General features: G+C 41.4%; 11 protein-coding genes. All 11 read left to right on the top strand.

Translation table 11 applies throughout. The annotated features are described in order from the left end of the window. The first annotated feature begins 1,070 nt into the window (after positions 1-1,070). Positions 1,071-2,231, top strand: a complete 1,161-nt coding sequence (locus NC797_RS15220) for a hypothetical protein (RefSeq protein ID WP_272437670.1) — start codon at positions 1,071-1,073, stop codon at positions 2,229-2,231. A 34-nt stretch (positions 2,232-2,265) separates the two neighbouring features. Continuing rightward, the gene (locus NC797_RS15215) at positions 2,266-3,513 is read left to right on the top strand and encodes a metal-dependent hydrolase family protein (RefSeq protein WP_272437669.1); all 1,248 of its coding nucleotides are present in this window, start codon (positions 2,266-2,268) and stop codon (positions 3,511-3,513) included. Positions 3,514-3,799: 286 nt separating this feature from the next. Beyond that, positions 3,800-4,711, top strand: a complete 912-nt coding sequence (locus NC797_RS15210) for an ROK family protein (protein ID WP_272437668.1) — start codon at positions 3,800-3,802, stop codon at positions 4,709-4,711. A gap of 369 nt (positions 4,712-5,080) precedes the next feature. Beyond that, positions 5,081-6,058 (top strand): threonine/serine dehydratase, encoded by a 978-nt coding sequence (locus NC797_RS15205; protein ID WP_272437667.1) that lies wholly within the window; start codon positions 5,081-5,083, stop codon positions 6,056-6,058. Positions 6,059-6,106: 48 nt separating this feature from the next. Further along, positions 6,107-7,780 (top strand): PucR family transcriptional regulator, encoded by a 1,674-nt coding sequence (locus tag NC797_RS15200; RefSeq protein WP_272437666.1) that lies wholly within the window; start codon positions 6,107-6,109, stop codon positions 7,778-7,780. A 167-nt stretch (positions 7,781-7,947) separates the two neighbouring features. Continuing rightward, on the top strand, positions 7,948-9,153 hold the full coding sequence (locus NC797_RS15195; protein WP_272437665.1) for a M24 family metallopeptidase: 1,206 nt from the start codon (positions 7,948-7,950) through the stop codon (positions 9,151-9,153). A 15-nt stretch (positions 9,154-9,168) separates the two neighbouring features. Next, a complete protein-coding gene (locus NC797_RS15190; RefSeq protein WP_334313224.1) occupies positions 9,169-10,140 on the top strand; it encodes a cyclodeaminase in 972 nt (323 codons plus the stop codon). A gap of 77 nt (positions 10,141-10,217) precedes the next feature. After that, positions 10,218-11,417 carry a cystathionine gamma-synthase family protein gene (locus NC797_RS15185; RefSeq protein ID WP_272437664.1) on the top strand — a complete coding sequence of 400 codons (1,200 nt, stop codon included), beginning with the start codon at positions 10,218-10,220 and terminating at the stop codon, positions 11,415-11,417. Positions 11,418-11,435: 18 nt separating this feature from the next. Beyond that, positions 11,436-12,638: a M20 metallopeptidase family protein gene (locus NC797_RS15180; RefSeq protein ID WP_272437663.1), complete on the top strand. Its 1,203-nt coding sequence runs from the start codon at positions 11,436-11,438 to the stop codon at positions 12,636-12,638. Positions 12,639-12,640: 2 nt separating this feature from the next. Next, positions 12,641-13,693 (top strand): homoserine dehydrogenase, encoded by a 1,053-nt coding sequence (locus tag NC797_RS15175; protein WP_272437662.1) that lies wholly within the window; start codon positions 12,641-12,643, stop codon positions 13,691-13,693. A 15-nt stretch (positions 13,694-13,708) separates the two neighbouring features. Continuing rightward, a complete protein-coding gene (locus NC797_RS15170; RefSeq protein WP_272437661.1) occupies positions 13,709-15,157 on the top strand; it encodes an aldehyde dehydrogenase family protein in 1,449 nt (482 codons plus the stop codon). The last annotated feature ends 651 nt before the right edge of the window (positions 15,158-15,808 follow it).

The raw sequence follows: 15,808 nt of genomic DNA, 5'->3' as shown, positions 1-15,808 counted from the left end.
GACTGAGAGGCCGTTAATTGCCAAAAATCCAGCCATAAAAAGGTCAATTAGAGTAAATAGCGTCCTGTGAGTCCGCTAAACCAAGAAAATCAGGCATTTTTGTGAAAATAAGGGCCTCTCAGTCCGCATAGAATTTTTAAGCGGACTCACAGGCCCTTATTTGGCAGAAATCCGAGGTTTTGGAAGGTTTAGCGGACTGAGAGGCCGTTAATTGCCAAAAATCCAGCCATAAAAAGGTCAATTAGAGCAAATAGCGTCCTGTGAGTCCGCTAAACCAAGAAAATCAGGCATTTTTGTGAAAATAAGGGCCTGTGAGTCCGCGTGGAATTTTAAGCGGACTCACAGGCCGTTATTTAGCAGAAATCCGAGGTTTTGGAAGGTTTAGCGGACTGAGAGGCCGTTATTATCCCGATCTAAACAACTAAAAAAGTTATACACGGGTTGTGTATAAACCTGAGGATAACGTAGCATATATCGTATGGAACAATTATTCCTATACCATATCATGAAATCAAATTGTGCATATGTGGATAGTTTTGTGGATAACTTGTATATAATTGCGTATAACCTGTGAACAATCCCCTTTTTGTTGTGGGTGTGGATAATAATGTGGACAAAAAGGAATCGGTTTGATTGGGTTACACTGTTGTACTTTGCCAAGGATGACAGAAGTGGTGAATCATTGCTAAGAAGGTACCTTCTGCTGTTCGATCATCTTAAATTAGAAGGCTAGCCTTGACTAACATTCCACAGACATAAATAGTTTCTACATTGTGCGACGGAGGTATCGACACCAGCTGATCCCACATCCGTTGCATTGATCAACTGTAATTTGTCGACTTTTTAACACGCACTATAAGTCACCTTTCATAAAATAGAAAAGGTGGTAGTTGTTTTTACAATCTCTAAAATTTATTTAAGCATAATGTAATCGCTTCACATATTGGTGTGATTACAACTTCAATATTTTCACTTTGTATCATAGTTAAATTGGATATAGACAAATAATATTATATGATATAGTATTTTAAATTATCTAACATTTTATATAGTTTATAAGGAGGATGTTTATGCTGGACAACGCACTTATCGCAACGGTTTTAGTTTTTGCATTAATTGCTTTAGGAGAATGGATTTCGATCATATCAAGGGCAAGAGTTCCGATGCTTCTTACCGCGATGGTAGGGTATTTGATTAGCACTTGGACTGGCATTTTTCCAGCGGATATTTTGGACAGGTCTACGTTTGCTGCTTTAGGTGCTATTTTAATAGGCCCAGCAATTTTACATATGGGGACAATGATTCCTCTGTCATTGTTGAAAAAGCAAATAAAAGCGGTAGCGATCTCATTAGGTGGAATAATTATTTCTGGTATAATACTCCTTGTTGTGGTAACAATTGTTTTTGATTATCCAACAGCAGTAGCTGGTGTTGGCCCAATTTCAGGCGGAATTATAGCATTAGTAATTACATCAGAAAAACTGACAGAGGTTGGGTATGCTAGTCTTGTTGTTATCCCTGCATTAATCGTTGCCTTCCAAGGCGTATTGGGAATGCCATTAGCGCTTAACTTTATGAGAAAATACGGCATAAAGATTCAAAGGGAATTGGATAATGGTACTTTCGTTCTAACAGAAAATAATGATCAATTGCGCGACAAGAAAGAAAAGCAAGGGCCTATTCGTTCCAGTATGACACTAAAATTATTTTTCGTGTTTGTTGGGGCGGCTATAGGGATAGCATTAGGCGAAGTAACTCCTATTCACTATAGTTTGTGGTGTTTAGCAATTGGTATTATCGGATTGAAACTAGGTGCTTTTGAATCAAGGTCACTGGAACAAGCAAACTCTTTTACAATAACAATGGTGGGGATTATATTTGTTGTTATCGGTACAATGGGTGGTGTTACACCACAACAAGTAATCGACAATTTACCAAGTATTATTCTTATTTTGCTATTAGGTACTTTCGGAATTGCACTGGGGGGGTACATAACATCTAAATTAGTAAAATGGCACCCATATAAAGGAATGCCTGTAGCATTAACGGCCTTATTTGGCTTTCCAGGAGATTATATTTTATGTGAAGAGGTAAGTAGAAGTATAGCTAGAAATGATGAAGAGGAAAAGTTAATTTTTAATGAGTTATTGGCACCAATGTTAATTGGTGGATTTACTACCGTTACTGTTACATCTGTAGTTATTGCGGGAATTTTGGTAGGAACTTTGTAAAACTCAAATATCTTGGCAAGGGAGAGGACTTATAATGGTTAAAAAAATTATTAAAAATGGATTGTTAGTTGATGGGTATGGTCATGAACCAAAAAAGGATCAAGTTGTTGTCGTTGATGATAAAACAATTGATTATGTTGGTCCTGAAGCAGATTATCGAGTTACCGGAGAAGAAGAGATAATCGATGCAAATGGAGGAACAGTTCTACCAGGTTTTATTGATACACATGTTCATATGATGATGGAGTATCATCCTGTTTCAGAAAAATTATCAACTCCTTTTTCATTCATGTATTATAAAGCACAGGAATATTTAAAAGCAACGCTGAATGCTGGAATAACATCTGTAAGGGATGCACTTGGAACGGATCAAGGTGTAAAAAGGGCGGTAGAAGAAGGGTTAATTGCTGGTCCTAGAATGCAATTAAGTATTAATGCACTAACCATAACAGGTGGTCACGGCGATGGTTACACAGTATCAGGTAATGTGGTTGATATTCTACCAAGTGGTTATCCAGGTATGCCGCATGGTATGTGCGATGGTAAAGAAGAAGTACGCAAAAAAACACGCGAAATGCTACGTGCGGGCGCTGAGGTAATAAAAGTCCATGCAACTGGCGGTGTCCTTAGTGCAACAGACCATCCTGAATTCACGCAGTTTTCCTTAGAAGAATTAAAAGTGATCGTTGAGGAGGGAAAATTCAGAAAAGGCGTCAAAGTTATGGCGCATGCTCAAGGTGCTGAAGGGATCAAAAACGCTGTACGAGCAGGTATCCATTCCATTGAGCATGGCATATTCATTGACGATGAGGCAATTGAATTAATGTTGGAAAACGGAACATTCTTAGTGCCTACTCTTCTAGCGCCTGTTGCTGTATTAGAAACTGCAAAAGATGTAGGAATGCCAGATACTGCAGTTGAAAAGTCAAAAGAAGTCATCGAACAACATAAGGAAAGTTTCACCAAAGCGTATAGAGCAGGGGTCAAAATTGCGATGGGTACGGATGCTGGTGTTATGAAACATGGAACAAACTTGAGAGAGCTAGGTCTAATGGCAGACGCAGGAATGAGCCCAATGGAAACGATTGTTGCTTCTACTAAAACCGCTGCGGAATGCCTAGGTTGGGAAAATAAAGTTGGTACAATCGAACAGGGAAAACTAGCTGATATAATTGTAGTAAAAGGGAATCCATTAGAGGATATCTATTCCCTATCGAATAATGATACTATTCAAGTTGTAATAAAGGATGGTAAGATCGAAAAGAACCTATTAATTAAATGAAAACAATTATAAAACATATTAACTAGAGCAGTCCAAGTTCATTTTAGGGCTTAAGAGAAACAACCTCACTACAAACATAATGTTTTAGTGGGGTTTTTGTTTTTGGGACATATCGTAGTTGGTTATATGATAAAATAAAACTTGTAGAGGTTGTTCAAAAAGTCACCAAATGATAAGCGGCGCATCTGCTTGCCCACGACGGGCTGCATCGCGGTATGACACTTGAGGCATCATTGTCCGCTTAGAGTCATTGAAATTAACAAAGGAAAAAAGAGGATGAAAATAAATGAGTTATGCTATTGGTGTGGATATTGGTGGAACGAAGATTGCGATTGCAATTGTTGATAAATCGGGTAAATTACTGGAACAAGAAGTGATTCCGACAGATGTTGATATATTACCAGAGAATATGATTCATCGCATAAATGAGTCTATTTCTACTATTATTGATCATGCTGGCATTGCTTTGAAGGAAATAGACGGAATAGGAATTGGTTCACCAGGCCCACTTGATAGTAAAAGTGGTATTATCACATGCCCACCAAATTTAAAGAATTGGATAGACGTCCCAATAGTTAAGGAAATAGGAACATATTTTGGTTTACCAGTTACCTTAGAAAATGATGCAAATGCAGCAGCGGTGGCTGAAAAGTGGTTAGGGGCAGCAAAGGAATGTGTTGATTTTGCATATGTAACGATCTCAACAGGAATCGGGGCGGGCTTCTATGTAGACGGTAAGTTACTTAGTGGTTCGAGAGGAAATGCGGGAGACATTGGCCATGCTGTCGTGGACCCTTCCTATGGACAATGTTCGTGTGGTCAGTATGGTTGCTTGGAATATATTGCTTCCGGGACAGCAATTGCAAGGCGCGGTTCTAAAATAAAGGGCAAGGAATTAACAACGAAGCAGATTTTTTCTCTATTCCATGAAGGAGACGAACACATAACGACATATATTCATGATGTGTTTCAGAAAATTGGTGTCGCATGTGTATCAATTATTAATACATTAGATCCGGAGAAGATTGTTATTGGTGGTGGCGTTTCCAAGGTAGGCGATCCACTTTTTCAAGCAGTGACCGATTATGTCCGGCAAAACGCTTTAAATCCAGCAGGCAGACGTACTCCAGTAGTTCCAGCAACACTTGACCAGAATGCAGGTGTGATTGGTGCTGCAGCGCTTTGCTATAACATTTGATAGAACAAGAGAAAACGATACCTTCATCCTTCCATTCCATTCCATTCCATCCTCCATGGATCACTACGATCTCGAAGGAAAGGCAACGTTTTTTTTCGTCTCTCACCCGTAAAAACCAGGTTTGTATGCTAGCCTGGTTTTCTAACTTTAAGAGGTTTCCAAAAACAGGTGTTTTACCTATATTGAAAAAGGGGAAAGAGTATAGAAACTAGTTAGGATAGTCACTCATAACACTTAATCTGTAAAAAATGAAATGCGTGCATATTTCTTCATTTTCATTCGTAATACGAGCTGTAACTGAATATATTGTAAAAGTGTATCATTCGTGCAAAAATTAACAGAAGATTCGGGTTAAAAAGGAGGGATTTGATGGTACAGGCTGCATATAGGAACGAATTCTTTCTTTTAAGAGATATTTGGAAAGCAAGAAAACGGATCGGATCAATTGTAAAGCGCACACCACTGACTTTTTCTCAGCCTTTATCAAGTATTACTGGTGCCTCCGTCTATCTTAAGCTAGAAAACATGCAGGATACTGGTGCATTCAAAATAAGAGGTGCCGCTAATAAAATCCTTTCTCTGTCAAAAGAACAACGGGAGAAAGGGGTGGCTACCTTCTCGACAGGAAACCATGGAATTGCCGTTGCATATGTCGCCAATCAGCTAAACATTCCAGCAACAGTTTGCATATCCAATCGGGTTCCAACAGGTAAAGTGAACAGACTGAAGCAGCTTGGTGCCAAAGTTGAAGTGGTAGGAGAAAATCAAGATGACGCAGAAGCCTATTGCTATGAACTGGAAAGTAAGTACGGCATAACGGTTGTAAAACCCTTTGATGATCTTGATGTCATTGCTGGCCAAGGTACGATTGGTATTGAAATTATCCACGATTTACCTGAGATAGATCATGTCGTTATCCCATTATCAGGAGGGGGACTTCTTGCAGGAATTGCCTATTTTTTAAAGCATACTGACCCTGCAATTCATGTTACAGGTGTAACGATGGAGCATGCTGCGGTCATGCATGAAAGCTTAAAGCAAGGCAAAGCCGTAAACCTCCCTGAAGTGAACACTTTAGCAGATAGTTTATTAGGAGGGATTGGTAAGGACAATCGCCATACCTTTTCTATGATCAAACAATATATCGATAAAAGTGAACTCGTTTCAGAAGATTCCATCGCACAAGGTATTCTTGCAATGATGGATCACCATAAAATGGTTATTGAAGGGGCAGCTGCAGCAGGTGTAGGCTGGCTTCTCCAGCAACAGGATATCGCAGATCAAAACATAGTCATTGTAATAACTGGAAATAATATTGATCAAGAGACAATTGAAGGGTTACTATAAGAGGTTGTTCCTCTATATAAAGTGTCTGCAATTGGGTGAGGTGAGAACATGGGGTTATTGGTAAAGGATGTTGTTCAATTATCGGTTATGGAAACGGCAAAGGTTAAAACGGGGAAAGATTTTTTGTCGGAAAAGCAAGTGGAGTGGATTTCTGTCATTGAAGTGCCAGTTGAAAACTTTGTCAGAAAAAATGAATTCGTATTAAGCACAGGAATTGGGTGTGAGGATGACCCAATTTTGCTGGAAAAATTCGTCCAAGATGTGATAGATTCTGGTGCAACAGCGTTAGCATTTGCTACAGGAAGATATATATACGACATTCCCGATCGCGTGCTACAGCTTGCTGAGCAACACAATTTTATCCTAATCGATATCCCGTGGGAAGTGCGTTTTGGAGATATTCTTCAAATGGTGCTCCAGGAGATAAATGAGGATAAACAAGCTGGTAGAGAACAAGCAGAGGGAGTAAGACAAGAATTAATTAATTGTGTGTTACAAGGAAAAGGACTTCAGGAAATTTCGGAATTATTATTTGTTCACACGAAATTACCTATTGCGGTTATAGACGAAACAAAAACATTACGTGCAAAACGCTCATTTGATCAAGAAATTATTGATGCGTTAGATCAAGCTGCACAGTGGCAAAAGATTCCACCATCAGAAGTTTCCTATAGTGATCATCCACTTTATCACCATATTGAAGAATTTATTATAAACAACAAGACTTGCTTCCAGTTGTCCATCATGTCCAACCATAGTAAACAAGGCTATCTCCTATTCCAAGTAGATGATCGTCAGCAGTTAAACTGGTTTGTCATGAATGTGTTGGAGCATGCCTTAACAGCGTGTGCCCTCTATTTTGTAAAAGAAAATGCAATTGAACTTACAGAAATTCGGTTAAGGGATAACTTTTTACTGAACCTTGCTAAAAATCATACAGAAGTCACCAATCAAATTTTGTCAAAAGCACAATTACTCGGCTATGACCTTTCACGACCTTATTTATGTATTGTTGGAGATATTCGATTCAAGGATGATACAACCAACAGCCAGCACACAAAAGATAGGCCACGCACATCGTCCTTGCAAAGTATGAATTATTATTTTCAAAAAGAGATTACGAATGCTGGAAATTTACTTAACAGAAAAACGATGACAACCTTTGATGAAGGGGAGGTTATCATTTTTTTAGAAGCGGATCATATTCCTTATATGGAGACTTCTAATCAGTTTTTAGACATTATTGAACGCAGACTTCACGAATTATTAACAGGTATTTACACTTCATGGGGAATTGCAGCCCATAAGGATGGCCATTACGTGTTTCATGAAAGCTATGAAGAAGCAAGAACTGCACTTGAAATCGGAATGAAGCAAAAAGGAAATGGAGAACGAACGTTTTTTAGTGATACGAGAATCAATCGCTTGTTAATGGCCTTGTCACACGACACAGATATAGCTGATATTGTAAAGGACACGATTCAGCCGTTAATTCAATATGATAAAAAACGGCAAACAGACCTAATCTATACATTCATGATTTACAACAAATACAAAGGAAATGTGAGCCAAACAGCACGAGCACTTAACCTGCATCGGCAATCATTACTACATCGTCTGCGGAATATCGAGTCACTAACACAGCTGTCACTCGTTGACTCGGATGACTTATTCTTACTTGAACTAAGTGTAAGACTTTGGATGTTGAAAAAAATGGAGTAAATGACGAATTGGAATACGGCTCTCACTACTGGTGAGAGCCGTTTGTTCTTTTTGTATAAGAGAATCGTTTAAAAGTTCATACAGTTTATACATTACGAAAAAGAAAGCGATTTAATATGATAGGTGTAAGAAGAAAAAATCTAAAGTAAATGAGAGGAGGAAAAAGGATGTTGCCGTTTGATATTTTGGAATATCAGGATCGGTTAAGCAAGACAAAACAGCGTATGGCAGAGAATGGGATTGAGGTGCTTTTAATAACGGATCCCGCCAACATGAATTACCTTTCCGGCTACGATGCCTGGTCATTTTACGTACACCAAATGCTCGTAATTATTATTGATGAGGCACAGCCAATATGGATTGGGCGTTATCAGGATGCAAGTGGGGCTAGATCCATGACGTGGATTTATGACGACAATGTCATTCCATATCCAGATTACTATGTACAGTCAACGACCTATCATCCAATGGAATTTGTCGCACAAATTTTAACACAAATTGGACACGGAAACCGCTATACAGGTGTAGAGATGGATAACTACTATTTTTCAGCAAAAGCATATGAGTGTCTTAAGCAAAATCTGCCAAACGCAACCTTTAAAGATGCGACTTCACTAGTGAATCGTGTCCGAATCATTAAGTCTGATCAGGAAATTGAATACATGAAACGTGCAGCTCAAATCGCTGAGCTTACAATGTACAAAGGAATTAACAGCATACGTGCAGGGGTGAGGGAGTGTGACACAGCAGCAGATATTTATTATCAAATGGTAACTGGTACGGAAGAATTCGGAGGAGATTATCCTTCCATTGTTCCACTACTACCATCAGGTGAAAATACGTCCACCCCGCACCTAACTTGGACAGAAAAACGTTTTCAAGAAGGAGATTCTGTAATCGTTGAACTTGCTGGCTGTTACAAAAGATATCACGTCCCAATGGCACGAACGGTTTCAATCGGAGCCCCCGCTGAGAACTTAAAGCAAATTACTCCAATTGTAGTGGAGGGATTAAATGAGGTATTGCAAACTGCAAAGCCAGGGGTAACGTGTCATGATCTAGAAGCAGCTTGGCGAAAAAGTTTACGTAAGCACGGTATCGAAAAAGAAGCACGTCTCGGCTATTCCGTTGGGTTAAATTACCCGCCAGATTGGGGCGAACACACGGCAAGCATTCGGATGGGCGACACTACTGTTCTACAGCCTAACATGACATTCCACCTCATACCTGGCTTGTGGTTTGATAACTACGGAATAGAAATTAGTGAAACGTTCCGTGTGACAGATACTGGCTGTGAATTATTCACTAATTGCCCACGAGACTTAATCATTAACGAGCCATACAACATGAACAGTAGCGATAAAATTAGCTAGGGGGTGCAGCATGAATTGGAAATAATAGCGAGAACAGACATTGTTGAAAAGGTGAAACTGAATGAGGTCGTTATTGCAGTCATTGAGCAGGCATTTAACGACCTAGTTCAAAAAAAAGTAAGCATGCCCCCAATTATGCGGATTGACGTTCCTGAAAACAATGGTGAAGTAGATATTAAGTCGGCTTATATCGAAGGGGATGATAGTTTTGCAATCAAAATTTCATCTGGATTTTTTGATAATCCAAAACTGGGCATGCCAAGTGCAAATGGAATGATGCTATTGCTAAGTGCGGAAACAGGAATTCCAAAGGCTGTGCTAGCTGATAATGGTTATTTAACAGACATTCGAACCGCCGCTGCTGGAGCTGTTGCTGCAAAATATTTAACAAAAAGGGATAGTAAGGTGGCTGGCATCATTGGTACGGGTGCACAGGCGCGGCTTCAGCTTCAAGCTTTAACACTTGTCCGTGATATCGAAAAAGCATATGTGTACGGAAGATCACCTGACAAGGCACAGCAGTATAAACGTGAAATGGAAGAACAACTCGGTATTCCAGTCGAGCCCGTATCAGAAGCTGCAGAGGCCGTGAGAAACAGTGATGTAGTCGTAACGACAACACCCGCAACAAAGCCGATTGTAGAAGCGGCTAGCTTGCATAAAGGTGTACACATCACGGCAATGGGCTCAGATGCGGAGCACAAACAGGAATTAAGTGCAGACGTCTTAGAGGCAGCAGATCTTTTTGTGTGCGATGTAAAGGACCAATCAACGCGCCTCGGAGAATTAAGAGCGGCTACCTCTGAACGAGTAGAACGAGATGCAATCGAGCTTGGTGAAATTACCACAGGAAAAGAGCGTGGACGAACAAAGGATGATCAAATTACAATTTGTGATTTAACAGGCATAGGCGTACAAGATACGGCTATTGCTCGATATACGTATCATTATTTATTTAAAGAGCTGGAAAATCAGAAGGTTGACTAAGATCAGCAGGTCGAGGTGATGTAGGTTTAAGTAAGTGTAAAATCGTCAACATACAACAATAAGGAGGAGAGGCTGACATGAAAAAAACTAACATCGGCACAAGAGCAATTTGGGCAGGAGAGAAGGATCAACTCGCATTTGGAGCAACACAGGTACCCGTTGTTCATAGCGTTTCGTTCGGTTACGACGATATGGATGAATGGTATGACGTTGCGATCGGCAAAAAAGAAGGACATATATACGGACGAAACACAAATCCGACTGTCCAGGCATTTGAAGATAAAATAAAAGACTTAGAAGAAGCAGAGGCAGCTACAAGCTTCTCAACTGGAATGGCTGCAATTAGTAACACATTGAATACGTTCCTTTATCCAGGTGATCGCGTCGTCTCAATTAAAGATACCTATGGTGGAACAAATAAAATATTTACAGAGTTTTTACCAAAACAACACGTAGAAGTTGCACTTTGCGAAACAGGAAATCATGAGATTATTGAACAAGAGATTGAAAAAGGCTGTAAAGTACTTTATCTCGAAACTCCAACAAACCCTACCGTAAAAATCACGGATCTAGAGCGGATGGCGCAAGTTGGTAAGGAAAAAGGGGCCATTGTTGTTGTAGATAATACATTTGCAACGCCGATAAATCAAAGGCCATTACACTTAGGTGCAGATTTAGTTATTCATAGTGCTACAAAATTTCTCGGTGGCCATGCAGATGCATTAGGTGGCGCTGTTTGCGGAGCAAAGGAACTTGTCGAACAAATTTATCATTATCGTGAAATAAATGGAGCAACACTAGATCCGATGGCAGCTTATCTGCTTTTACGAGGAATGAAAACATTGAAGCTTCGAATTGAGAAACAGAACGAAAACGCAATGGCAGTCGCAAGATATTTACAGACGGTCGATGTAGTCGATGATGTTTTTTATCCGGGATTAGAAGGTCATACAGGTCATGACATTGCGAAAAAACAAATGGATGGATTCGGTGGTATGCTGAGCTTCTCTGTTAAGGGTGGAGTCGATACAGTACGTCACCTGCTGCCAAAGCTTCAGTTTGCAAATCGTGCAGCAAACCTTGGATCTGTTGAAACGGTTGTTGGACCATCTCGTACGACAAGTCACGTTGAGTGTACTCCAGAAGAACGTGCTGCAATGGGTATTCCAGAGGGCTTGATTCGTTATTCAGCAGGAATTGAAGATATAGAAGACTTAATCAATGACCTAGAGCAAGCCTTTCATGCATTACCAGAACACCTATTTGTAAACAACTAAAGAGGGGAGGCTATTCCCTTGGCGAATGAAAATATCGTAGATCGTGCAGAGGAAATTAAAACGTGGCTTGTTTCCTGGCGGCGCCACTTGCACAAATACCCAGAACTGAGTTTCCAGGAAAAACAAACGAGTAAATTCATCGAATCGGTTCTACGCTCGATGGGCATTTTGAAGCTAGAAACAGGGATAGGTAAACATGGCATTGTCGCCACACTAGGAAATGGGGAGGCTCCTGTCATTGCAATCCGGGCAGACATGGACGCTCTGCCCATTCAGGAATTAAACGATGATGAGTATGCTTCCACCTATCATGGTATGATGCACGCCTGTGGGCATGACGCACACACGGCCATCCTATTAGGAACAGCAAAACTATTAGTAGAAGACTATGAAGCTGGCAATCTAACTGGCACAGTCAAGCTTATTTTTCAGCCAGCTGAAGAGGATACAGACGAACAGGGCATAACAGGAGCACCATATGTACTTCAATCTGGTGTATTGGATGACGTAGATGCTGCACTTGCTTTACACATGTGTCCATGGCGTCAGGTTGGAGAAATTCAAGTGAACGACGGACCGAGCATGGCTAACATTGATAATTTTGAACTAACGATAACAGGAACAGGGGGTCACGGCGGATATCCACATCAAGGAAAAGACCCATTTTGGATGATGACCTATGTTCTACAGGGGATTTATAGTCTGATCAGTAGGAAAATGAATCCGCTCGATGTCGGGACAATTAGTGTTGGTCAAATTCAAGGTGGTACTGCTATGAATGTAATACCAGATCAAGTAAAGATTAGAGGTACAATGCGTTCATATACAGATGACGTACGCGAGCAGTTGAAAAGAGAATTGGAACAAATAGCTGGAGTGGTGCACGCTTTTGGCGGAGACTATGAACTTCAGCTCGAGCAAGGGGAACCAGCCCTTGTAAACGATAGAAAGATAAACAACGTAATTCGTCAGGCGGTTGGTACGCTTTTTCCAAATATGAATATGTATGAAGAACCTTTTGGAATGGGAAGCGAGGATTTTGGGCACATCACAAAACAAATACCCGGTGCTATGTTCTTTCTCGGTTGCGGATTTGACGATGGTATCATGCGGCATTTACACACACCAGATTTTAAAATCAACGAAGATGTGCTTCCAATCGGGACAGCACTATTTACTGCATGTGCCCATCGATTATTACTTGATGGAGGTGGAAAATAAGGATGACAACAAAAATAGCCTTTATTGGATTTGGTGGTGTTGGGCAGGCACTAGCAAAACTTCTAGACGAACGCAGCCAGTCACTACGAAACAAATACGGATTGGAAACAGAAGTCGTCGCCGTATCCGATGTAATGAAAGGATCTATATACCATCCAGACGGGTTGAACACACAAAAGCTACTCGATACGGTTAGAGAAACAGGCAATGTGGAAAACTATCCTGACCAGCCAGGCATCATCAAAGGCTGGAATAGCTTAGAAACAATCCAAAATAGTAATGCGGATATGATCGTCGAGGTTACCTTTACAGATGTAAAAACAGGTCAACCTGCAATTGATCATCATAAAGCAGCTTTTGAAAATAAGAAAAGTGTCGTGACAACAAACAAGGGACCTGTTGCCCTTGCTTATAATGAACTAAATGAACTAGCCGAGCAAAACGGGGTATTCTGGGGATTTGAAGGAACGGTAATGAGTGGTACGCCAGCATTAAGAATGCCAGTAACAACATTAGCGGGGAACGAGATTCATGAAATTAAAGGGATTTTAAATGGTACAACAAACTACATTTTAACCGAAATGGAAAAGGGGCAATCCTATGATGGGGCATTAAAGAAAGCCCAAGAGCTCGGTTATGCAGAAGCCGATCCAACAAGTGATGTAGAAGGCTACGATGCAAGATATAAAGCGGCAATTCTATCCAATTACTTAATGGGTACTCCAGTTTCTGCTGAGGATATTCCTTGTGAGGGGATCTCAAATATTACCCAGGAAATGATCCAGCAGGCATTAAAGGAAAACAAGAAATGGCGATTATTAGCACGTGTGACGAAGGAAAATGGAAACGTTACTGCTTCTATAAAGCCAGAAAAAATTGATGCGGATGATCCTTTGGCAGGGGTTACAGGTTCAACCAATGCCATCTTATATGAATGTGACCTAGCAGGACCAATCCTACTAACAGGAGCAGGAGCAGGTTTAATTGAAACAGGGTATTCCTTATTAATTGACATTATCCATTACCAAAAGCAAAACGCTCTTGCAAAAATATGAGAAAGGCGGTGCGTTATGCAAACACAAATAAGAACGGAAAAAATGCTTGTTGCAGGAAAATGGTTAGATGCAGAAAATACTTTTGAGGTTTATAATCCTCAAGACAACCAGCTAATTGCAACAGTTCCTCTGGCATCTAAGGATGACATGCTAAAAGCAATTGACGAGGCAAATCGTGCGTTTGAAAGCGCCCGAAACTGGCCAGTCCACGATCGCATTCGCGTAATCAATAAAGCAGCAGACTATGTTTCTGAACATCAAGAGCAATATGCACGAACCATAGCCTCTGAAGGAAGTAAGACGATTACAGAAGCCCGTGGAGAAGTTAAACGTGCGATCCAAACATTACGAATTAGTGCAGAGGAAGCGAGGCGCATTAACGGAGAAACGATAAATTTTGATCAAAACGAAGGAAGCGAGAACCGAGTGGGCTATTATTATCGTTTTCCAATCGGTGTCATTGGAGCGATTACACCTTTTAACGACCCACTAAACCTGGTAGCACACAAAGTAGGTCCTGCTCTTGCTGCAGGGAATGCCATCGTCGTCAAACCAGCATCGGTCACTCCGCTAAGCGCGTTATTGCTTGCAGATGCTTTTATTGCTGCAGGCTTACCTGAAGGGTTATTATCGGTTGTCACTGGCTCAGGTAGAGAGGTTGGCGATGTACTCGTAACCCATCCTGCAGTGAAAATGGTCTCCTTCACAGGAGGATTAGAAGCAGGAGAAACCATTGCCCATAAAGCAGGCTTGAAAAAAATAAACATGGAGTTAGGGTCCAACTCCCCTGTTATTGTATTACAGGATGCTGATATTCAAGATGCTGTGCAGTCAAGCGTGTCAGGAGCCTTTTCAGCTGTCGGTCAAAACTGTCTAGGAGTTCAACGCATTTACGTAGAGAAGGATAAATACGAGGAATTTTTAAATTATTTTGTTAAGCTAACCAACAACATCCAAACAGGTGATAAAATGTCGGAATTAACCGACATGGGACCGATGATAAACGAAAAGGAAGCAAAACGAGTGGAAAGCTGGGTAAGCGAAGCACTGCTAGAAGGCGCAAACATTCATACTGGCGGAAGACGTGAAGGAGCATTCTACTATCCGACTGTTTTAACAGATGTGCCTGACACAGCGCGAATTGCCAAGGAAGAAATTTTCGGCCCAGTCGTGTTAATTTACCCAGTTAACAGCTTAGACGAAGCGGTTGAATTCGCAAATGACGTAAATTACGGACTTCAAGCTGGAATCTTCACTAAGAATCTCGACAAAGCCTTTTACGCAATCCAAAGGCTAAACGTAGGTGGCGTCATGGTAAATGACAGCAGTGACTACCGCATTGACGCCATGCCATTTGGCGGAGTAAAAGGATCAGGCCTAGGACGTGAAGGCGTTCGAACCGCAATTGAAGCAATGACAGACCCAAAAGTAGTCAATTTCCGGTTAAATCAGAATGCTATTTAGCAGCGGAAATGGATTACGAATTTAGATGAATCACCCCTCTGGCCGATGCTGGGGGGTGTTTTTTGTTAGAGTTTATTAATATATCTAGTTGAAATAAACCTAGCGAACGCGTCGTGATCGGCTGGATGAGAGCGCGAGCGGGTCGGAAAACGTGATCGGCTGGATGAGAACGCGTTTGGGTCGAAAAATCGAGTGAATGCGTCGTGATCGGCTGGATGAGAGCGCGTTCGGGTTGGAAAACGGAGTGAACGTGTCGTGATCGGCTGGATGAGAGCGCGAGCGGGTCGGAAAACGGAGCGAACGCGTCGTGATCGGCTGGATGAGAACGCGAGCGGGTCGGAAAACGGAGCGAACGCGTCGTGATCGGCTGGATGAGAACGCGAGCGGGTTGGAAAACGGAGTGAACGTGTCGTGATCGGCTGGATGAGAGCGCGAGCGGGTCGGAAAACGGAGCGAACGCGTCGTGATCGGCTGGATGAGAACGCGTTCGGGTTGAAAAATCGAGTGAACGTGTCGTGATCGGCTGGATGAGAGCGCGTTCGGGTCGAAAAATCGAGTGAACGCGTCGTGATCGGCTGGATGAGAGCGCGATCGGGTCGAAAAATCGAGTGAACGCGTCGTGATCGGCTGGATGAGAGCGCGTTCGGGTCG

The organism is Terrihalobacillus insolitus (assembly GCF_028416575.1).
GTDB classification, from domain to species: domain Bacteria; phylum Bacillota; class Bacilli; order Bacillales; family Amphibacillaceae; genus Terrihalobacillus; species Terrihalobacillus insolitus.
Note: the sequence above shows the minus strand (reverse complement) of the source record. Positions and strands in the feature narration are given on the sequence as shown.